Origin of the sequence: Polynucleobacter sp. UK-Mo-2m-Kol15 (assembly GCF_018881505.1) — a bacterium.
Taxonomy (GTDB): Bacteria; Pseudomonadota; Gammaproteobacteria; order Burkholderiales; family Burkholderiaceae; genus Polynucleobacter.
On record NZ_JACVQC010000001.1, the window covers coordinates 2,054,487 to 2,075,933 of the forward strand.

The following is a 21,447-nucleotide window of genomic DNA, read 5'->3' on the forward strand; positions in this document are numbered from 1 at the left end:
AATCTTATTTGCCTCTATTAACCACTAACAGAGCCAAATCTTTGAGAGCCTGGGCTTGAGCTCCAAAACTCTCCAAGCTAGCAATTGCTTTTTCTTGCAAATCTTTTGCTGCTTTCTGGGCATAGTCTAAACCCATCAAGGTTACATAGGTCGGCTTGTCGTTGGCAGCGTCTTTCCCTGCAGTTTTACCCAAGGTTTGACTATCAGCAGTTGCATCGAGGACATCATCGACAATTTGAAAGGCCAAACCTAAAGCCTTGGAGTAGCTTTGGAGATGCTGCATTTGAGTGAAATTCAGTTTGGCTACAATACCGCCCATCTGAACCGAACAGGAAAGTAGAGCCCCTGTTTTCATCGCATGCATTTGTTTTAAGCCAGCAAGATCTAATTTCTTGCCAACACTTTCCAGATCAATTGCTTGGCCACCAGCCATCCCGCGAGAGCCTGATGCACTAGCTAAGGCACTAATCATCGCCAATCGCATATCAGCAGCACACTGTGTATTTGCTAAGACTTCAAAGGCACGAGTTTGTAATGCATCGCCAACCAACAAAGCAGTCGCTTCGTCGTAGGCTTTATGGACAGTAGGTCGTCCACGACGAAGATCATCATCATCCATGCAAGGTAGATCATCGTGCACCAATGAATAGGCATGAATACACTCAATTGCAACTGCAGCAGAATCTAAAGCGGATTTTTTTTCTTCGCCGGAGTCATTGCTTAGCTCGCCAGCCGCATAAACCAATAAAGGGCGAATACGCTTGCCGCCACCTTGAGCGGCATAGCGCATTGCTTCATGCAAACGAGCGGGATTAGCATTGGCAAGATCGAGCAGATGATCGAGCGCCAATTCAGTTCGCTGCCCGTGAACGCGAACCCAATCGTCAAATGAATGTGTATGGCTCATAAAGGTCACTTCTTAGTGCGGCTTACGCCTCAAATACCCGAACTTGCTGCTCAACCTGAGCAAGCATAGCCTGACAATGCTTCAAAAGTGCTGCACCACGTTGGTAAGCCAAAAGAGTCTCTTCCAGAGAAAATTTGCCTGACTCCATATCAGAAATCAGCTTTTCTAACTCCTTTACAGCCTGCTCATAACGCAGGCTTGGGTCGATTTGCACCTCAAGACCGGGGTTCTGACCCTCAGATTTCTTCGCTGGCATTGGCTTGTTTCCCTCAAATTTCTTACAGATATAGGCCTACATATTAAAGCGAGACGGGGGCCAGATGGGTATAATCCCCTCCTTCCTTTCCAATATCGATCCGTCGATGGTTGGATTGGTTATTCCGCTTAGCTTCGGCTGACATTTTCGGGGGTGGGGAGAATGACTAATCTGGCTACCGCGCAGCAGCTTGCGCCGTCCAATTTACAACTGCCGGTTTCGGCCTATTTTGACGTTGATCTCTATCAGCGTGAAATTGAACTGCTATTCAAGCAGGGTTCAGGCTATATTGGTCACGAACTGATGGTTCCTGAGCTCGGTTCATTCCAAACCCTGAGCGCAGAAAACGAAGGTCGTCTTTTGGTTCGAAACCAAGCAGGCGTTGAACTCCTCTCTAATGTTTGCCGTCACCGCCAGGCATTGATGCTCAACGGCAAAGGTAAGACAGATAATATTGTTTGCCCCTTACACCGCTGGACCTACGATTTACATGGTCAACTAATGGGTGCACCCCATTTTGAAGATAAGCCCTGTCTTCATCTTGGCAAATCACCCCTACAGAATTGGCAAGGACTCTTATTTGAGGGTCCAAGGGATGTTCGGGCGGATCTAGCCAAACTCGGCGTAGCTGACGATCTCAATTTTGAAGGCTATTTATTGGATCATGTTGAAGTTCACGAATGCAATTACAACTGGAAAACCTTTATTGAGGTCTACCTCGAGGACTATCACGTTGTTCCGTTTCATCCTGGGCTTGGTAAGTTTGTTTCTTGCGAGGATTTACGCTGGGAATTCGGCGACTGGCACAGCGTACAAACCGTCGGTATTCATAAAAACTTAGAGATACCTGGCTCACCGGTCTACCAAAAGTGGCACGAAGCTGTGTTGCGCCACCATGGGGGTAAGACTCCACGCCATGGTGCCATCTGGCTCACCTACTACCCCAATGTGATGGTGGAGTGGTACCCAGGCGTTTTATGTGTTTCGACATTACATCCGATGGGCCCCAACAAGACTCGCAATATCGTCGAGTTTTATTATCCAGAAGAGATCGCCCTTTTTGAGCGCGAATTTGTAGAAGCTGAGCGTGCAGCCTATATGGAAACCTGTATCGAAGATGATGAAATTGCAGAACGCATGGATGCTGGTCGTGCTGCCCTACTAGCCCGAGGCCATAATGAAGTGGGGCCTTATCAAAGCCCGATGGAAGACGGCATGCAGCATTTTCATGAGTGGTACCGTCGTGCCATGAACTATCAGGGCGCATAATTCAGTAACACCCATATCGCACCAAATAGGAAGCTACCATGACGCCTCTCATTACTGCAAACCAGTTAGAAGAAATCATCAATAGCGGTGAAAATGTCTTGCTGTGCGATTGCCGCTATGACTTGGTTGATCCCCTAGCAGGCCGAAAGTCGTATTTAGAGGGTCACATTCCGGGTGCGCTCTACGTCGATTTAGATCAGGATCTCTCGGGCACAAAGACCGGTAAAAATGGTCGTCACCCACTTCCCACTCCAGAGACATGGGCACAAACTAAATCCAGTCTAGGCATTGACTCCAAAACTTTAGTCATTGCTTACGACAATCAGGGCTCCGTATATGCCAGTCGCTTATGGTGGATGCTCAAGGCTACCGGCCATGCCAATGTTCAAGTATTAGATGGTGGTCTAGATGCTTGGAATGGCCCCATCGGCACGCTGCCGCGCCAAGCTCAAGCTACAAGCACGCCTGTACCAGTAATGCCTTATGTTGGCCTAGTAACCGTTGAAGAGCTTGTTCACAATCTGCAGACCAAATTGAATGTGGTAGTTGACGCTCGCGCAAACGATCGCTTTCATGGTCAAAATGAAACATTAGATCCAGTTGCTGGGCATATCCCCAATGCAATCAATTACTGTTTTAGAGAAAATCTCTCCGGTAAATCATTTAAGACTCCGGAGCAGCTTTACAAAGACTTTCATGGTCTTCTAGGATCCAGCAAAGCTTCCGAAGTAATTCATCAATGCGGTTCCGGGGTTACGGCCTGTCAAAACCTTCTAGCTATGGAAGTTGCTGGACTTAAAGGCTCTCGCCTGTATGCAGGTAGCTGGAGTGAATGGTGCGCCGATCCAAGTCGGCCAATTGCACTTTAATGTAAGAGCGAAAGCAGAATTACAAAGCCAACTCCACAAGCAATCAAAATGGTTTGACGCAAGGACTCCGCCCAGTGTGGACGTCGATGCATTTGCGGAATCAGATCGCTTACCGCAATATAAATAAAACTACTGGAGGCAATAACTAGCAAGTAAGGCATTGCTGCGTTAGCTTTCTCCAAAAAGAAGTAAGCCAATACACCACCCACCACTGCAGCTAAGCCACAAATGAAGTTGTACATCAAGGCGCGAGTGCGGGTGAATCCAGCATTAAGCAATACGATGAAATCCCCAATCTCTTGAGGGATCTCATGGGCAATGATAGCAATCGCCGTAAAGATACCCAATTGATAGTCAGCCATAAAAGCGGCGGCAATCAAAATACCATCAACAAAGTTGTGCAATCCATCGCCAACTAGAATCATCCAACCACTGCGGCCAGCCACTTCGGCATCATGACCATGGTGATGGCCGTGACCATCACCTTCATGGTGATGGCTATGACGGAGTAAAGCAATTTTTTCGAGTAAGAAAAAACCTAATAGGCCTGCCAGCAAAGTAGCAAATAAGAGCTGGGGGCTTGCACCCGCCATCGTAAATGCCTCTGGCAGAGAATGAAGTAGCGCGGTAGCCAACAAGATGCCGACCGACACGCTCACCATGTTATCAACCATCTTTGAGAGCAAAGACAAAGAAAAACTCGCAGCAACCAGAACGCTAGCGGTTCCCGCTAGCGCCGTTACCAACAATATGCTTTGCAGTACTGACATGAAGCTTATGCAACCCCGTTTTGCTTAAACCAGGCAATACATTTTTCCCAACCATCCTTAGCAGGACCTTCACGATAGGTGGCCCGGTAGTCAGCATGAAAGGCATGCGGCGCATCAGGATAGATTTCAAAGCGAGAGGCTTTAGCTGCTGGATTTTTTGGAGCCGCATTTGCAAGAGCTGTACGCATTTGCTCAACACTCTCGAGAGAGATACCAGTATCTGCCCCACCGTATAAACCCAAAACTGGAGCCTTGAGATCAGCGGCAATATCAACGGGATGTCTTGGGTTACCTTCAGTCTTCTCACCCACTAAACGACCATACCAAGCAACACCAGCGCGCACTTGCGGCAAAGTAGCAGCGAGCCAAGTAATGCGACCGCCCCAACAAAATCCAGTTACGCCAACCCGTTTGAGATCGCCACCATTTTTACCAGCCCACACCAAAGTAGCCTGTAAGTCATTTAAGACTTGAGCATCAGGAGTTTTGGCAACAATATTTTTCTGAATCTCTGCTACGGTTCCATACGAGTTGGGATCGCCAGCACGTATGAATTTCTCCGGGGCAATCGCAAGGTATCCAAGCTTGGCAAAACGCCTTGTGACATCTGCAATGTACTCGTGCACACCGAAGATTTCACTAATAACAATGATGATCGGTAAATTACCCTTAGCCTTCTCTGGACGAGAAACGTAGGCTGGCAACTGGAAACTTCCCACCGGAATCATTTGCTCGCCCGCTTTAATTCCAGTGAAATCGGTTTCAATCGCTGCGGCCAGGACTGGCTCGGAAGCAGCCACAAAACCAATCCCTATAGTTGTTGCAGTCACAGCTGAGGCCTTCATAAAGCCTCTTCTATCCCTAGATACCGTTACTGCATCTTGATCTTTCTTTGCCGTCATTTTTAGTCTCCTAATTTAGTGTGCTTCTTCCCAATTATCGCCAATCCCAATCCCAACCACCAAAGGAACCTTTAACTTAGCCACCTGACACATCAAGTCTGGTAGCTTTGCCTGCAAGAGCTCCAGCTCATCTAAGGGTACGTCAAATACCAGCTCATCATGTACCTGAAGCAACATTCGGGTCTTTAATTGCTCTTTTTCCAACCAGTTTTCAACGGCAATCATGGCTAATTTAATCAGATCAGCTGCTGTTCCCTGCATTGGGGCGTTAATCGCAGCTCGCTCCGCGCCCTGGCGACGGGGACCGCTTCCCTTAATTTCTGGAAGCCATAAGCGCCTACCAAACACTGTCTCAACGTAGCCATTCTCTCTGGCCTCCAGGCGAGTACGCTCCATGTATTGAGCGACTCCAGGATAGCGATCAAAATATTTGGCAATGTAATTCTGGGCTGCAGATCGCTCAATACCCAGATTTCCAGCCAGACCAAAAGCACTCATGCCGTAGATCAAGCCAAAGTTGATGACCTTGGCATAGCGACGTTGCTCGGAAGTAACGCTTTCTAATGGCACCCCAAAAATCTCGGCCGCTGTAGCTTGGTGTACGTCCTTACCTGCAGCAAATGCAGCCAATAAATTTGCATCTTCGGCAATGTGCGCCATGATGCGTAATTCAATTTGCGAATAGTCAGCAGAGAGTAATTTACAACCCTCGGCAGGAATGAATGCCTCCCGAATGCGACGACCCTCTTCTGTGCGCACTGGAATGTTTTGCAAATTTGGATCGCTCGAAGCCAGACGTCCCGTCACTGCAGTTGCTTGAGAAAAACTTGTGTGCACACGCCCCGTTTTCGGATCAGCCATCCGCGGCAGTTTCTCAACATAAGTAGACATCAATTTAGCAAGGCTGCGGTAATCTAAAATTCGCGCAGGCAAAGGATAATCTTCAGCTAACTTCTGCAGCACCTCTTCATCAGTAGATGGCGCGCCCGATGGCGTCTTCTTAATCACAGGAAGCTCTAACTGCCCGAAGAGAATTTCAGCAATCTGTTTGGGGGATTGAATATTAAAAGGTTGTCCAGCTAGATTATGAATTTCACCTTCTAAGGTAAGCAGACGCTTCCCAAGCTCTTGGCCTTGTTGAGACAGTAAGGCCGAGTCAATCCGAATGCCATTGCGCTCCATAATGCCGAGGACACGCATTGCAGGCATTTCAATGTATTCATAAATATAGAGCAAACCAGGACTGGCTTGAATTTGTGGCCACAAAACTTGATGCAAGCGCAAAGTGATATCCGCATCTTCTGCCGCGTAGTCTGTGGCAACTTTCAGATCCACTTGATCAAAGCCAATCTGATGCACACCTTTGCCGCATACCTCTTCATACTTAATAGTCTTCATGCCGAGATGCCGCTCAGCCAGGCTGTCCATATTGTGCGGCATATGCGATTCGAGTACGTAAGATTCCAGCATGGTGTCAAACTTAATACCTTGCAAAACAATGTCATAGTTCGCAAAGATATGACTGTCGTACTTGAGGTTTTGACCAACCTTTAAATGAGTTGCGCTTTCAAGCCAGGTTTTTAGACGAGTTAAAACGAGTTCACGACTGAGTTGAGTCCCCTCGTTACGATGCGCTAATGGTATGTAGCATGCCTCCCCAGGATTTACACAAAGAGAGATGCCAACGAGTTCAGCTGCTAGCGCATCTAGGCTGGTGGTTTCTGTATCAACAGCCGTTAGTGATGCACCCTCAATTTTTTTAATCCAGCGCTCTAACTCGACTTCATCAACAATACATTCATATTTCTTGACTATTGCGCCCTGCAAGTCACTCGTTTCCTGAGATAGAGCGGTAGTTGCTTCTGTGGCCGTTGGGCCAAACTTCTTGGTTACCAGGTTTACATTTTCTTCGGAACTATTCTTGATGGGGCTGCCGGCTAAATCAAAACCACCGCCAGCATCAGGAACCGCTCCCCCCAACTGCCTCTCTACATCGCGCAACCAAGTCTTAAATGCGTAACGTTCAAACAATTCGCGTAAGAGCGGGGCATCCTCTGGTTTCGCGTGCAAGTCATCCAAGCCAGGGAGATGTAGTGATAAATCACAATCAGTTTTGACGGTAATGAGCTGACGAGCTTGTGGGAGCCACTGCAAACTGTTACGCAAGTTCTCACCTACAACACCCTTTACTTGATCGGCATTTGCCATCAAGCTGTCTAAGTCACCAAACTCAGCTAACCATTTATTTGCTGTTTTAGGGCCAGCCTTGGGAACGCCAGGCACGTTATCAACCGTGTCACCAATAATTGAAAGGTAATCTACGATACGCTCGGGAGGCACGCCAAACTTTGCAATGACACCCTCGATGTCCAGCTTTTCATCGGTCATCGTATTAATTAAGGTAACAGAGGAATTTACTAGCTGGGCTAAATCCTTGTCTCCAGTAGAAATAATGGTTTCCCAGCCAGCCTGAGTTGCTTGGCAAGCCAAGGTGCCAATCACATCGTCAGCCTCAACCCCAGAAACCATCAATACAGGCCAACCCAAAGCCCTCACCATGGCATGAATCGGCTCAATCTGCTTAACCAAATCCTCAGGCATGGGCGAGCGATGCGCCTTGTACTCAGAATACATTTCATCCCGGAAAGTCTTGCCTTTGGCGTCGAAAACACAGGCAATGTGGTCAGCCTTGAGCTCCGAACGAGCCCGGCGCATCATGTTTACCATCCCATAGATTGCCCCGGTGGGATCTCCCGCCCCATTTCTAAGGTCTGGCATGGCATGAAAGGCGCGATAGAGGTAGCTAGAGCCGTCTACCAACAAGAGTCTATGTTTAGTCATACCGCAATCGTACAATCTAGTTGCTAACTGCCTATGGATCAGATTCAAATCCCCCTGAAAATAGGCCTAAAAAGGTGAAAAATGATGCATGCTCTAACTAAATTACTCCAACCCTCTTTGAGCCAAGCTCTTGTTCTGGCAAGCTTTTTAGTAGCTTTTGCCTCTTTTGGCCCGCATTCAGCATATGCCCAAAATAATTCTCAAGCGCTGAGCCCATCAGAGCTACAGCGTATTAATAATCAGCCCTTAGCGCCCGCAGTCAGCGCATCTCAAGGTACAAATGCACCTGAAGGTCGTAAACCGACCTTTCAGCACAAAGAAGCAACTGGTACTGAAATTACCGAATATAAAGATGCAAATGCACCTACTCAGGTCGATGTGAAGACACGCTACACCACTTATGAAATGGCACCTCCAGCCACAGTGATGCCCGGCGTACCAAAAGAAACTGATCTCATCAGCGTACCTAGTATCAAAATTCCTTTTTAAATGGTAATCAGTACACCCTCAATTCGCATAATTCATTTTTAGCAATGGCCGTTTTTACACCTATTGAACTGAGCGATATCTCCGATTGGATCTCAAGCAATTTTGAGATTGGGCGAGCGGTTGATATTCGCGGCATTCATGGTGGGATTGAGAACTCCAATTTCTTTCTCGACACCGAGAAGGGTGGCAAAAAACAAGAATACGTTCTGACTCTTTTTGAAAGACTGTCAGCAGAGCAACTCCCTTACTATTTGGAGTTGATGCGCCACTTGGCTAATAAAGGTATTCCAGTGCCCAAGCCGCTGGAGAATAAACAAGGGCAGATTCTATTCACCCTCAAAGGCAAGCCTGCAGCCATTGTGAGCAAGCTCCCAGGCATTTCCAGACTAGTGCCCGCAGTAAAGCATTGCGCCCTAGTTGGTGAAAATTTGGCAAAGATGCACTTAGCCAGCAGCGACTTCAAACACGCCCAAGAAAATCTTCGCAGTCTTTCTTGGTGGAAGAAAACTGTTCCACAAGTTTTGTCACATCTGAGCGATGAGCAAAAAGAACTACTCACAACCGAACTTGCTACGCAAGAACAATTCTTTGCCTCTGCAGCCTATGCATTGCTGCCGCAAGGGGCAAGCCATTGCGACCTATTTAGAGACAATGTACTGTTTGATCCCCAAAGCGCAAGTGATCACTCTCAAGATCGGCTCGGTGGCTTCTTCGATTTTTATTTTGCCGGTACTGATAAGTGGTTATTTGATTTAGCAGTCACCGCAAATGATTGGTGTCTTGCTGATAACAAAAAAGATTTGGATCCCGCTCACCTTCAGGCCTTGATCGATGCATATCAGTCTGTTCGCCCTCTCACCAGTGAAGAGCAGTCAAGCTGGCCCCTGATGATGCGAGCTGCTGCACTACGTTTTTGGATTTCCCGCTTGTGGGATTTTTACTTGCCGCGTGATGCGCAAATGCTTACTCCACATGACCCTCGTCATTTTGAAAATATTCTCTTAAGCCGCAAAGCCATATGAAACTAAACTCCGTCGCCCCAAAAGAGGGCCACACCTGGATACGTCAAGGAATTTGGCTGTTCAAACAAAACCCTTTGGGGTTTTTAATGTTGGTATTTATGTACATATTTGCAGCACAGCTAGCGGTACTCGTACCCGTGATTGGCGTTTTTGCTGTCTTATTACTCACACCCACTTTATCGGTTGGCTTTATGACTGCTTGCCGCTTTGCGATTCAAAAAGAACGTATTCGTCCGACAGTGTATTTGGCTGCACTTCAATCAACACCCTTGATTCGTAAGCGCATTCTGCAATTGGGTCTGATTTACGCTGCACTCATTCTGACACTGAGTTTTATCTTGAGTTTGTTGGTGGATTTTGAGCTGTTAATCCCGCTGATGGCAAACGATAAACCCATTACACCTGATGCTATCAATCAAATTTATCTGATTCTATTTTTTGGCGGTCTACTGTATGTTCCAGTGGCAATGTTAATGTGGTTCTCCCCCGTACTTATTGCTTGGGCTGATATGTCAGTTCCACAGGCACTTTTTTCCAGCGCAATTGCTTGCTGGACAAATCGCGGCGCTTTCTTTTTGTACCTGGCCATTTGGGGTGCGATCTTAATTGCTATTCCATTAACAATTGGCGCCATCTTTGATGCGCTAGATTTAGGTCAGGCAGCATCATTCATCATTGCCCCGATTTCCATGGCAGGACTTACGGTGATGCATTGTTCTTTCTTTGCGACCTGGAAAGCGTGCTTCGCTGAAAAAGAGTCAGCCACTTTAATCGCTTAATCTATCGCAGCAAGCTTCGCAATACTGAGCTGCAACCATTTCACGCCATGGCGCTTGAAATTCACTTGAGCGCGCGCATCTGCGTCATTACCCTCCAAACCAGTCACACGCCCCTCACCAAACTTGGTGTGGAAAACATTTTGCCCGATCGTAAAAGGGTAATTACCTCGGGGTGGTGAGGCCATTCGGCTGACTGAAGTTGAGACGGAGCCAACGCGCCCAATTTGTCTTGCAGGTCGCTCACGCTCATTGCCGCTATCAAAAAAATCATTCGACCCAAACTCACGCTGACGGGTATAGCCATCTTGCCAAGTAGATCCTGAACGACTACTATTCCCACCACTAGCACTACCCCAACGGGCATCCTTCACTTTTGGGGTGAGCCACTTCAATGAATCGGATGGCAACTCCTCTAAGAAGCGAGAAGGCATGTTGTAGCGCACTTGGCCGTGCAACATGCGTGACTGCGTATGAGATAAGTAGAGACGTTCCTTAGCTCGGGTAATCGCAACATACATCAAGCGACGCTCCTCTTCTAAACCATGCTGTTCATTGATGCTGTTCTCGTGTGGGAATAAACCTTCCTCTAAGCCCGTAATAAATACGGAGGTAAATTCCAGGCCTTTGGCAGAGTGCACCGTCATCAACTGTACGGCATCTTGACCTGCCTGAGCTTGGTTATCACCAGCCTCGAGTGAAGCGTGTGAGAGAAATGCTGCTAGCGGTGATACCTCTATTAAACCAGGTGCATTTTCGCCAGGGAGTGTGGCAGCGCTTGCATCCTGACCATAACCCTCTTCTGCAATAAATGCAGTGGCAGCGTTAATTAATTCCTGTAAGTTTTCTACGCGATCCTGGCCTTCCCGCTCTGAGAGGTAGTGTTGAATCAAACCGCTATTCTGAATCACAAACTCGACTGTTTCAGGCAGGGTGTTGTAACGAGTGGCTTCACGCATGTGATCTACCAAACGAACGAAGCCGCCTAATGCAGCACCCGCCTTGCCATCTAATGTCGATGCCGCCAAATACAAAGAGCTATTTTGGGCACGAGCTGCATCTTGCACCGCCTCAATTGACCTTGCCCCAATACCACGCGTCGGGAAATTGACCACACGTGAGAAAGAGGTATCGTCATTCGGATTTTCCAAAAGACGAAGATAGGCTAAAGCGTGCTTAATTTCAGCGCGCTCAAAGAATCGTAAACCACCATAAACGCGGTATGGAATCGCTGCAGAGAATAGAGCGTGCTCAATAATGCGTGACTGCGCATTACTGCGATAGAGTAAAGCGATTTCAGTACGCTTGATACCGCTACTGACTAGGGCTTTGATTTCATCTACAAGCCAAGCCGCCTCTGCATGATCGCTTGGTGCGTCATAGATTCGGACAGGCTCACCATGTCCTGCATCGGTACGTAGATTTTTACCAAGGCGATCAGTATTGTTGGAGATGAGATAGTTGGCTGTATCTAAGATGTGGCCATGCGAGCGATAGTTCTGCTCGAGCTTTACCATCATCGGGTGGTATTGCTTTTCATAAAGGCGCATGTTCTCCACATCGGCGCCGCGGAAAGCATAAATGCTTTGATCATCATCGCCCACCGCAAAAACCGCACTACTTCCCATACCACTGACATTGACACGACTTGCATCGTGACCGGAGAGTAATTTGAGCCAAGCGTATTGCAAGGCGTTGGTATCCTGAAACTCATCAATTAAGATATGACGGAAGCGCTCTTGATAGTGAGTTCGAATGGCTTCGCTATGTTTGAGTAACTCATAACTACGTAATAAGAGTTCGGCAAAGTCGACTACACCCTCGCGTTGGCACTGTTCATCATAGGCTTCATACAATTGAGCCATTTTTGCCTGGAAGTCATCACCCACAGATAGCTCTTTGGCACGCTGACCACGCTCTTTGGCATGTGCAATGAAATATTGCAATTGCTTAGGGGGATATTTCTCGTCATCGACCTTTAAGCCCTTCAAAAGGCGCTTAATAGCAGACAACTGATCCTGAGTGTCCAGAATCTGAAAAGTGGATGGCAAACCAGCCTCTTTGTGATGTGCACGCAGTAAACGGTTACAAAGGCCATGAAAAGTACCAATCCACATACCTCGGGTATTGATCGGCAACATGGCGCTTAAGCGCAACATCATCTCCTTAGCAGCCTTATTGGTGAAGGTCACCGCCAGGACGCCAATTGGCGAAACTTGGCCAGTTTGGATCAACCAAGCTATACGGGTGGTGAGGACACGGGTCTTTCCGCTGCCAGCACCAGCCAAAATCAGGGCTGACTGAGCCTGGCCATTTTCATTTACGGACGGGAGGGTCACTGCCTCGCGTTGTTCTGGATTAAGGTTTGCGAGTAGGTCTGAGTACATCGCCCCAATTATAATTTGCCTCTTATGCCAAATGCTTCCAATACCCCTAATTCACCCGACTCCCTATTAGCTAGTTCTATAGAGGAACTAGCCAAATCCTATGAACCCGCCCCAATTGAAGCTTATTGGGGTCCGGAATGGGAACGCCGAGGTATTGCCGACGCCACCCTAGATGAGGGCAAGGGAGATTTCTCGATACAACTGCCACCACCGAATGTGACGGGCACCTTGCACATGGGTCATGCCTTTAATCAAACCATCATGGATGGCTTGGTGCGTCATGCCCGCATGTCTGGCAAAAATACCTTATGGGTTCCAGGCACAGATCATGCTGGTATTGCTACGCAGATTGTCGTTGAACGTCAACTCGATGCACAGAAGATTTCTCGTCACGACTTAGGTCGCGAGAAATTCTTAGAAAAAGTATGGGAGTGGAAAGAAACTTCGGGCAACACCATCACTCGACAGATTCGTCGCTTAGGCGCTTCGATTGATTGGGGTAAAGAATATTTCACGATGGACAGTAAGATGTCCAAAGCAGTGGTTGAGGTATTTGTTCGTTTGCATGAGCAGGGGTTAATTTATCGGGGTAAACGTTTAGTCAACTGGGATCCGGTTTTAGGAACTGCCGTATCCGATTTAGAAGTAGTGAGTGAGGAAGAAGATGGCTCTATGTGGCACATCCGCTACCCCTTAGCAGATAGCTCCGGATACCTGACTGTTGCGACTACTCGACCGGAGACCTTATTAGGTGACGTCGCTGTCATGGTTAACCCAGAAGACGACCGCTACAAACACCTTATTGGCAAATCAGTACAGCTACCACTGTGTAATCGCGAGATCCCGATCATTGCAGATGACTATGTGGACTTAGCCTTTGGTACTGGTGTAGTCAAAGTGACGCCTGCCCACGACTTTAATGACTACGCTGTTGGACAACGGCACCAATTACCACTCATTAATATCCTCACCCTAGATGCGAAGATTAATGAGAATGCACCGAATGCTTATCAAGGCCTTGAACGCTTTGCAGCGCGCAAACAAATTGTTGCTGATTTAGATGCGGCCGGATTGCTAGACAAAGTTCAGCCTCATAAATTGATGGTACCGCGCGGTGATCGTACTCAAACCATTATTGAGCCGATGCTAACCGACCAATGGTTTGTGGCAATGTCTAAGCCGAGCCCTGATAATCAATATCAGCCGGGCTCCTCGATTGCAGGCGCAGCATTAGATGCAGTCACTAAGGGTGATATCAAGCTGGTTCCAGAAAATTGGATTACTACATACACCCAGTGGTTAGAAAATATTCAAGACTGGTGCATCTCTCGCCAACTCTGGTGGGGTCATCAAATTCCTGCTTGGTATGGTGATGATGGCCAGATCTTTGTAGCCCGCTCTGAAGAGGAGGCTAAATCTAAAGCCACTATTGCTGGCTATACCGGCCAACTCAACCGCGACCCTGATGTTTTAGATACTTGGTTCAGCTCTGCCTTGGTACCATTTAGCTCGCTAGGTTGGCCAGAACAGACGCCAGCACTCAATCACTTCTTGCCATCCTCAGTATTGGTAACTGGCTTTGACATCATCTTCTTCTGGGTGGCCAGAATGGTGATGATGACTTGTCATTTTACTGGCAAGGTACCATTTAATACTGTGTATGTTCACGGCTTAGTACGTGATGCAGAAGGTCAAAAGATGAGTAAGTCCAAAGGAAATACTTTGGACCCCATTGACCTGATTGACGGCATCCAGATTGAAGACTTAGTTGCGAAACGCACAACAGGCTTGATGAATCCCAAGCAAGCAGAAAGTATTGGCAAGAAAACCAAAAAAGAGTTCCCGGAAGGCATTCCTGCATTTGGTACGGATGCCCTACGCTTTACCTTTGCTTCACTCGCATCGCTTGGACGCAATATTAACTTTGACCAAAAGCGTTGCGAAGGTTATCGCAACTTTTGTAACAAGCTGTGGAATGCAACGCGCTTTGTGCTCATGAACTGTCCTGGCAATGATGAAGATAATGGTTTTGCACCTTGTGACAACCAATGCGGGCCAGAAGGTTACCTCGATTTTTCAGCGGCAGATCGTTGGATTGTTTCTTTATTACAAAGAACCGAGGCTGATGTTGCTAAAGGCTTCCAAAACTATCGCTTTGACAATATTGCTACTAGTATCTATCAGTTTGTGTGGGATGAGTATTGTGATTGGTACCTTGAGTTAGCCAAGGTTCAACTGCAAACCGGCACCACCGCACAGCAACGTGCTACTCGTCGTACCTTGTTACGTGTTTTGGAAACTATTTTGCGCATGGCTCATCCACTGATTCCATTTATTACCGAAACCCTGTGGCAAACCGTTGGGCCTAAGGTTGGTAAAGAGTTAGCGCAACAACATAAACAAAGCATTGCTCTGCAGCCCTACCCTGTTGCGCAGTATGACAAGATTGATGAGCAAAGCGAAGCGTGGGTAGCTCAGATTAAATCGATTGTGGACGCTTGCCGCAATTTACGCGGTGAAATGCAAGTCTCTCCTGCGCTTAAGGTACCTCTCTGGATTAGTGGTCCAGAGGATTTCTTGAAAAAGGCCAGCCCATACTTAACTGCACTGGCTAAGTTATCTGAAGTCAAAATCTACGATGACGAGTCTGCTCTAGAAAAAGATGCTCCTGGCGCCCCTATGGCCTTGGTTGGCGATCTCAAGTTACTACTCAAAATTGAAGTAGATGTCGCTGCCGAAAGAATTCGTCTTGGCAAAGAAATTGAGCGCCTGGCCAATGAAATCACGAAAGCGCGCAGTAAACTTGGCAATGAAAGCTTTGTGGCTCGAGCTCCAGAGGAGGTAGTTGCTCAAGAAAAACAACGCCTTGCTGGTTTTGAGCAAAATCATGAGAAGCTTGTTGCACAATTAGAGCGACTGAAATAAAGCAGCAATAAAACGATCGGAATCGTCATGCCATTAAGCACTAAAGCCGTTACCAAAGCTGTTTTCCCTGTTGCGGGCCTTGGCACACGTTTCTTACCAGCTACTAAAGCTAGCCCCAAAGAAATGCTCAATGTGGTGGATAAGCCCCTCATTCAGTATGCGGTTGAAGAGGCGATTGCTGCCGGCATTACTGAAATGATTTTTGTAACTGGTCGCAGCAAGCGTGCAATCGAGGATCACTTTGACAAAGCCTATGAATTAGAGGCAGAACTTGAAGCAAAGAATAAGCAAGCATTGCTGGAAATTGTACGTAGCGTCAAACCAAGCCACATTGACTGTGTGTACGTACGACAGCCTGAAGCGCTTGGCTTAGGTCATGCTGTCTTATGCGCAGAAAAACTAGTGCGAGATGAGCCTTTTGCCATCATCCTTGCCGATGACTTGCTTGACGGTCAACCTCCAGTACTCAAACAGATGCTCAAAGTATTTGATGAGCAAAATGGTTCGGTCTTGGCAGTAGAAAAAATTGATCCATCCAAAAGTAGCTCTTACGGAATTATTTCTGGAGCAGAGGTATCTAAAGGTATCCATCGCTTAAATGGGATTGTGGAAAAGCCACAGCCTAAAGATGCGCCATCCAACTTAGCTGTAGTCGGTCGGTACGTCCTTTCATCGGAGATCTTTAAGCACATTCGCACACTCAAACCTGGCGCTGGCGGCGAAATCCAACTTACTGATGCGATTGCCTCCTTGCTTAAAGAAGAGCCTGTGTTCGCATATGAATATGACGGCGTTCGCTATGACTGCGGTAGCAAGCTAGGCTACCTCAAGGCTTCAGTAGAATTTGCTTTACGTCACCCAGAAGTGCGTACCGAGTTTGCAGCTTATCTAAAGAGTCGCTCTTTAACCTAAGCTTTGGATAAATATCCAGCAGGAGAAAGCAAAAAAGCAGAAATCACTTTCTGCCTTTTTCTCTTTGGAGCTAGGGGTTATAACACCCCAAGCACCTTATCTTCTTTTGAGGAAAAATACCAATACATCACCCTCTGTAGTGCTAGAGAGTAGTTCGTTACCCGTCTGCTTAGCAAATGCAGGAAAGTCATGAGCCGCACCAGCATCCGTAGCCTTTACCTTCAGAACTTGGCCAGACTGCATGGTGGCTAGCGCTTTCTTGGTGCGCAAAATCGGAAGTGGGCAGTTCATGCCAATGGCATCGACCTCGAGATTAAATTCAATTGCATCACTCACTTAGAGGCCACCCAATCTTTCACACCAGCCAAGGCAGCGGCCAATTTACTGGGATCAGTACCACCAGCCATCGCCATCTCTGGCTTACCACCACCTTTGCCACCTACTTGCTGGGCAACAAAATTCACTAGGTCACCCGCTTTGACTTTTGCAATCGAGTCTACAGTTACACCGGCAATCAAACTGACTTTATCGCCTTGAACGGAGGCCAGCACAATAGCTGCTGTTTTCAGCTTCGTTTTCAAGGCATCCATGGTCTCGCGTAGGACTTGAGAGTCCGCACCGTCCAAGCGGGCAGCCAAGACTTTGATGCCGTTGACATCAATCGCCTGTGTTGCCAAATCGTCTCCTTGGCTAGCAGCGAGTTTGGAGTTGACCTTATCTAACTCGCGCTCAGCTTGACGCAAACTATCTTGGAGTTGTGCAACCCGATTCACCAAATCACCAGGATGGGTTTTGAGAATCGTCGCCGCTTCATTGATCTTGTCTTCTAAACCCTGCAGGAAATTCAAGGCATTTCTACCGGTGATCGCCTCAACACGACGAATACCAGCAGCAACACCACCTTCAGAAACAATCTTCAGGCTGCCAATATCACCAGTACGACCTACGTGGGTTCCACCACATAACTCTTTAGAAGTGCCGATCTCCAGTACGCGAACTTCATCGCCATACTTTTCACCGAAAAGCATCATGGCGCCTGTTTTTTGCGCATCATCTAATGACATGACTTTTCCGGAAGTGGCGGTATTAGCCAAAATCTCGGCATTCACAATATCCTCTACCCGACGAATCTCTGCAGCAGTAATAGGGGCATTGTGAGTAAAGTCAAAACGGGTTTTACTGGCATCAACCAAGGAGCCTTTTTGCTGTACGTGATCACCCAAAACCTCACGCAATGCTTTATGCAGAATATGTGTAGCACTATGGTTACGCATGACTTCTGTTCTTTGCTGAGCATCTACTAAGGCATTGAGTACATCACCCACCTTCAGCTCACCCTCTTGAATTTCACCCTGATGACCAAAAACATCAGCCTGAATCTTGAAGGTATCTTCAACTGCAAAGCGCACTACTTCATTGCGTAACTCACCCTTATCACCCACCTGCCCACCAGATTCAGCATAGAAAGGGGTGTTATCTAAAACGACCACTGCCGCATCGCCAGCCTTAACAGATGACACGGCAGCACCATCAATATAAAGCGCCGTCACTTTGGCGCCCTCATGCCTTAAGGTGTCATAACCATGGAACTGAGTCGGCTTACCTGAATACTCCAAGCCCTGCGCGACTTTGAACTTGCCAGCCGCTCTTGCTTGATCACGCTGCTTTTGCATCGCCAAATCAAAACCTTCAGCATCAACTGTGACATTGCGCTCGCGGCATACGTCCGCAGTCAAATCCAATGGGAAGCCAAAGGTGTCATGCAAACGGAAAGCGGTTTCTCCATCAACCGTCTTGGCGCCACCGGCAAGTGCGCCCTCCAAAATTTCCATACCATTAGCGATTGTCTGAAAGAAGCGCTCTTCTTCCTGTTTAATTACATCACTCACCTTATCTTTTGCTGCTTGCAACTCTGGATAAGCGAGACCCATCTCTTTGACAAGAGCAGGAACAAGTTGATAGAAGAATGGTTTGCGTGCACCCAATTTATAGCCATGACGAATTGCGCGGCGCGTAATACGACGCAGTACATAGCCACGGCCAGCGTTACCTGGAATCACGCCATCCACCACGATAAAACTACAAGCACGAATATGATCGGCAATCACCTTAAGCGATGGGCTGCTTGGATCGCAATTCTCGCCACCCGCTGCATCAACAGCTTCTTTAGCCGCTTTGAGTAAGTTTACGAAGAGGTCAATCTCGTAGTTGGAGTGCACATGCTGTAGCACAGCTGCAATACGCTCAAGACCCATGCCAGTATCCACACTAGGCTTAGGCAAGGGATGCATATTGCCTGCCTCATCGCGATTGAACTGCATGAATACGTTGTTCCAAATCTCGATATAGCGATCACCATCTTCATCCGGACTCCCAGGAGGGCCGCCAGCAATGTGCGGGCCGTGGTCGTAGAAAATTTCGGTACAAGGGCCACATGGACCGGTGTCACCCATCATCCAAAAGTTATCTGAAGCGTAACGTGCGCCCTTGTTATCGCCGATACGAATAATGCGCTCGGCAGGCACGCCAATGTGCTTATTCCAAATCTCGTAAGCCTCATCATCTTCAGCGTAAACGGTTACTAGCAGCCTTTCTTCTGGTAATTTGAAGACTTCGGTCAACAAACCCCAGGCGAATTGAATAGCATCTTTCTTAAAGTAATCACCAAAAGAGAAGTTACCCAGCATCTCAAAGAAGGTGTGATGACGGGCTGTGTAGCCAACATTATCCAAATCATTGTGCTTCCCGCCCGCTCGGATACATTTTTGGGCGGTAGTTGCGCGGCTATAAGGGCGCTTATCAAAGCCCAAAAAGACGTCCTTAAACTGGTTCATCCCCGCATTGGTAAAGAGCAGGGTAGGGTCATCCCCAGGCACCACGGGGCTAGAGGGGACGATTTGGTGGCCATTTTGGGCGAAGTAGTCCAGGTATGCCTGGCGAATTTGGGAGACTTTCATGAGAATAATTATCGCATTGGCACTTGTTGGGGGCAAAACCTATGTAATCCTGCACAATTCTGCCTTACAATCCCTCAACATCAATAAATAGATCGACTTCAAAGTCGATACGATAAGGAGCTCAACTTGAAAATTCGTAATCAACGAGATTTTGGCGCCGGGGTTATGTATATGCTCATTGGCTTATTTTTTGCCGGCGTGGCAACAAAATACCAGTACGGCACTGCAGCCAAGATGGGGCCAGGTTATTTCCCTTTCTGGCTCGGTATGTTAATGGCTGCTATGGGCCTACTAGTTTTGGTCAGATCCCTGGGAGCAAAAGCCACAATTGAGGCAATTCCTAAATTCAACTTTAAAGTCATCGGTCTCATTACTGGCTCAATCATCCTGTACGGATTACTCCTACCAAAAATGGGGTTTATTGTTGCTGTTTTAGTTCTGGTCATGATCGCCTCTAGCGCTAGCAAGGAATTTAGCTGGAAAGTAGCGCTAATTAATGCTGTGGTTCTGATTGCCTTTACCTACTCCGTATTTGTGATAGGTCTAAAGCTTCAGTTCCCCCTCCTACCATTCTTCCTACAACAATAAAATCGGGACACTGAAAAATGGAATTATTTGCTAATTTATCTCTCGGTTTTGAGACGGCGTTTACGCTCCAAAACCTACTGTATTGCTTTATTGGTTGCGTTCTCGGAACTTTAATTGGCGTGCTTCCTGGTCTTGGGCCAGTTGCTACGATCGCCATGCTTTTACCAGCAACCTATGCATTGCCCCCAATTGCCGCTTTAATTATGTTGGCTGGTATTTACTACGGCTCCCAGTACGGTGGCTCAACAACAGCGATTTTGCTAAATATCCCAGGAGAAACGTCCTCGGTGGTCACGGCAATTGACGGTTACCAGATGGCCAAGAATGGTCGCGGTGGTGTTGCCCTATTTACTGCCGGTATGGGTTCATTCTTTGCGGGTTGCGTTGCTACATTGATTTTGGCTGCATTTGCAGCCCCACTGTCACAGCTAGCCTTTAAGTTTGGTCCAGCGGAGTACTTCTCTCTCATGGTTCTGGGTTTAATTGGCGCCGTGGTTTTAGCATCCGGCTCTTTGATCAAGGCAATCGGCATGATCATCCTAGGCCTCTTGATGGGCTTAATTGGTACTGACGTCAATTCTGGAGTGTCACGTTATGCTTTCGATGTACCTGAGTTGAGTGACGGTATTGGCTTCGTTTCTGTGGCGATGGGTGTATTTGGTTTCGCTGAAATCATGAACAACCTTGAGAAGAAAGCTGATGATGAGGGCTTCCTGAACAAGGTGACCACCATGATCCCAACCAAACAAGATATCAAGCGCATGATTCCATCTATCTTGCGTGGCACAACAATTGGTTCAGTCTTGGGCATTCTGCCTGGTGGTGGCGCAGCTTTGGCAGCCTTTGGTGCCTACTCTGTAGAGAAAAAATCTTCCAAGTACAGCCATGAGTTTGGTAAAGGTGCAATTGAGGGTGTTGCAGGTCCAGAGTCAGCGAATAATGCTGCTTCTCAAACCTCATTTATCCCATTGCTGACCTTAGGTATTCCACCAAATGCTGTGATGGCTTTGATGGTTGGTGCGATGACCATTCATAATATTCAGCCTGGTCCACAAGTGATGACAAGCAATCCATCCCTTTTCTGGGGTCTGATTGCATCCATGTGGATTGGTAACGTGATGTTGATCCTGTTGAATTTGCCTTTGATTGGCATCTGGATCAAGCTATTAAAAATTCCTTACCGCCTCCTCTATCCAGCGATTCTAGTGTTCTGCTGTATTGGTGTGTATACCGTGAACAATACCGTGTTTGACGTTTATGTAACCGCCGCTTTCGGTATTATTGGTTACATCTTCTTTAAACTAGGTTGCGAACCTCCTCCATTACTCCTTGGCTTCGTTCTTGGGCCAATGATGGAAGAGAACTTCCGCCGCGCCCTATTGCTATCCCGTGGTGATTTCACTACCTTCTTAACCCGCCCACTGTCCTTAGGTTTGCTGATCGCTGCAGCCCTTTTGGTCGTGATCGTTGCCCTACCGGCCGTTAAGAAAACCCGTGAAGAGGCTTTCGTAGAAGATTAACTCTCGAATGCTTCCCAAAAACGAGCCCGCAGCAGTTTGCGGGCTTTTTTCTTTATA

Annotated in this window: 17 protein-coding genes; 9 read left to right on the top strand and 8 right to left on the bottom strand. The window is 47.5% G+C overall.

Annotated elements, in window-relative coordinates; all coding sequences use genetic code 11:
• Nucleotides 1-4 precede the first annotated feature (4 nt).
• Together ICN43_RS10540 and xseB are read right to left on the bottom strand one after the other, a co-directional pair.
• Nucleotides 5-907: a polyprenyl synthetase family protein gene (locus ICN43_RS10540; RefSeq protein WP_216199605.1), complete on the bottom strand. Its 903-nt coding sequence runs from the start codon at nt 905-907 to the stop codon at nt 5-7.
• A gap of 22 nt (nt 908-929) precedes the next feature.
• Complete coding sequence (gene xseB / locus ICN43_RS10545) at nt 930-1,163, bottom strand: exodeoxyribonuclease VII small subunit (protein WP_216199607.1); 234 nt, start codon at nt 1,161-1,163, stop codon at nt 930-932.
• A 162-nt stretch (nt 1,164-1,325) separates the two neighbouring features.
• Here xseB and ICN43_RS10550 point away from each other — a divergent pair, with 162 nt between their 5' ends.
• Both ICN43_RS10550 and ICN43_RS10555 read left to right on the top strand, forming a co-directional pair.
• Nucleotides 1,326-2,432 (top strand): aromatic ring-hydroxylating dioxygenase subunit alpha, encoded by a 1,107-nt coding sequence (locus ICN43_RS10550; protein ID WP_216199609.1) that lies wholly within the window; start codon nt 1,326-1,328, stop codon nt 2,430-2,432.
• Nucleotides 2,433-2,470: 38 nt separating this feature from the next.
• Nucleotides 2,471-3,301: a sulfurtransferase gene (locus ICN43_RS10555; RefSeq protein WP_216199610.1), complete on the top strand. Its 831-nt coding sequence runs from the start codon at nt 2,471-2,473 to the stop codon at nt 3,299-3,301.
• Here ICN43_RS10555 and ICN43_RS10560 read toward each other — a convergent pair.
• From ICN43_RS10560 to polA, 3 genes are read right to left on the bottom strand one after another with little or no spacing between them, the layout of a single operon-like run.
• Nucleotides 3,298-4,080: a ZIP family metal transporter gene (locus ICN43_RS10560; RefSeq protein ID WP_370623202.1), complete on the bottom strand. Its 783-nt coding sequence runs from the start codon at nt 4,078-4,080 to the stop codon at nt 3,298-3,300. The genes ICN43_RS10555 and ICN43_RS10560 overlap by 4 nt on opposite strands.
• A complete protein-coding gene (locus ICN43_RS10565) occupies nt 4,077-4,973 on the bottom strand; it encodes a dienelactone hydrolase family protein (protein ID WP_216199614.1) in 897 nt (298 codons plus the stop codon). Before ICN43_RS10565 ends, ICN43_RS10560 begins: the two co-directional genes overlap by 4 nt.
• A 15-nt stretch (nt 4,974-4,988) precedes the next feature.
• Nucleotides 4,989-7,814, bottom strand: a complete 2,826-nt coding sequence (gene polA / locus ICN43_RS10570; RefSeq protein ID WP_216199616.1) for a DNA polymerase I — start codon at nt 7,812-7,814, stop codon at nt 4,989-4,991.
• Between the two features lie 81 nt (nt 7,815-7,895).
• On the opposite strand from polA, the gene ICN43_RS10575 reads away from it, so the two are divergent.
• Genes ICN43_RS10575 through ICN43_RS10585 form a run of 3 tightly spaced genes read left to right on the top strand, consistent with a single transcriptional unit; the run spans nt 7,896 to nt 10,104 of the window.
• Nucleotides 7,896-8,303, top strand: coding sequence for a hypothetical protein (locus ICN43_RS10575; RefSeq protein ID WP_255533489.1), 408 nt, complete (start codon nt 7,896-7,898; stop codon nt 8,301-8,303).
• A 44-nt stretch (nt 8,304-8,347) separates the two neighbouring features.
• Nucleotides 8,348-9,325, top strand: coding sequence for a homoserine kinase (locus tag ICN43_RS10580; protein WP_216199617.1), 978 nt, complete (start codon nt 8,348-8,350; stop codon nt 9,323-9,325).
• Complete coding sequence (locus tag ICN43_RS10585; RefSeq protein WP_216199618.1) at nt 9,322-10,104, top strand: BPSS1780 family membrane protein; 783 nt, start codon at nt 9,322-9,324, stop codon at nt 10,102-10,104. The genes ICN43_RS10580 and ICN43_RS10585 overlap by 4 nt, the downstream gene beginning before the upstream one ends.
• Here ICN43_RS10585 and ICN43_RS10590 read toward each other — a convergent pair.
• Nucleotides 10,101-12,488, bottom strand: a complete 2,388-nt coding sequence (locus tag ICN43_RS10590; protein ID WP_216199619.1) for a UvrD-helicase domain-containing protein — start codon at nt 12,486-12,488, stop codon at nt 10,101-10,103. The genes ICN43_RS10585 and ICN43_RS10590 overlap by 4 nt on opposite strands.
• 24 nt (nt 12,489-12,512) lie before the next feature.
• Between ICN43_RS10590 and ICN43_RS10595 the strand changes: the two genes are divergently transcribed.
• The gene (locus tag ICN43_RS10595; protein ID WP_216859743.1) at nt 12,513-15,413 is read left to right on the top strand and encodes a valine--tRNA ligase; all 2,901 of its coding nucleotides are present in this window, start codon (nt 12,513-12,515) and stop codon (nt 15,411-15,413) included.
• Between the two features lie 27 nt (nt 15,414-15,440).
• Nucleotides 15,441-16,325: a UTP--glucose-1-phosphate uridylyltransferase GalU gene (gene galU, locus ICN43_RS10600; RefSeq protein WP_216199620.1), complete on the top strand. Its 885-nt coding sequence runs from the start codon at nt 15,441-15,443 to the stop codon at nt 16,323-16,325.
• 96 nt (nt 16,326-16,421) lie between these two features.
• On the opposite strand, the gene ICN43_RS10605 is transcribed toward galU, so the two are convergent.
• Together ICN43_RS10605 and alaS are read right to left on the bottom strand one after the other, a co-directional pair.
• Nucleotides 16,422-16,649, bottom strand: a complete 228-nt coding sequence (locus ICN43_RS10605) for a sulfurtransferase TusA family protein (RefSeq protein ID WP_216200081.1) — start codon at nt 16,647-16,649, stop codon at nt 16,422-16,424.
• Between the two features lie 8 nt (nt 16,650-16,657).
• The gene (gene alaS / locus ICN43_RS10610) at nt 16,658-19,282 is read right to left on the bottom strand and encodes an alanine--tRNA ligase (RefSeq protein ID WP_216199621.1); all 2,625 of its coding nucleotides are present in this window, start codon (nt 19,280-19,282) and stop codon (nt 16,658-16,660) included.
• A 126-nt stretch (nt 19,283-19,408) separates the two neighbouring features.
• Here alaS and ICN43_RS10615 point away from each other — a divergent pair, with 126 nt between their 5' ends.
• Both ICN43_RS10615 and ICN43_RS10620 read left to right on the top strand, forming a co-directional pair.
• Nucleotides 19,409-19,870, top strand: a complete 462-nt coding sequence (locus ICN43_RS10615) for a tripartite tricarboxylate transporter TctB family protein (protein ID WP_216199622.1) — start codon at nt 19,409-19,411, stop codon at nt 19,868-19,870.
• A gap of 17 nt (nt 19,871-19,887) precedes the next feature.
• Nucleotides 19,888-21,390 carry a tripartite tricarboxylate transporter permease gene (locus ICN43_RS10620; protein ID WP_216199623.1) on the top strand — a complete coding sequence of 501 codons (1,503 nt, stop codon included), beginning with the start codon at nt 19,888-19,890 and terminating at the stop codon, nt 21,388-21,390.
• Nucleotides 21,391-21,447: the final 57 nt, after the last annotated feature.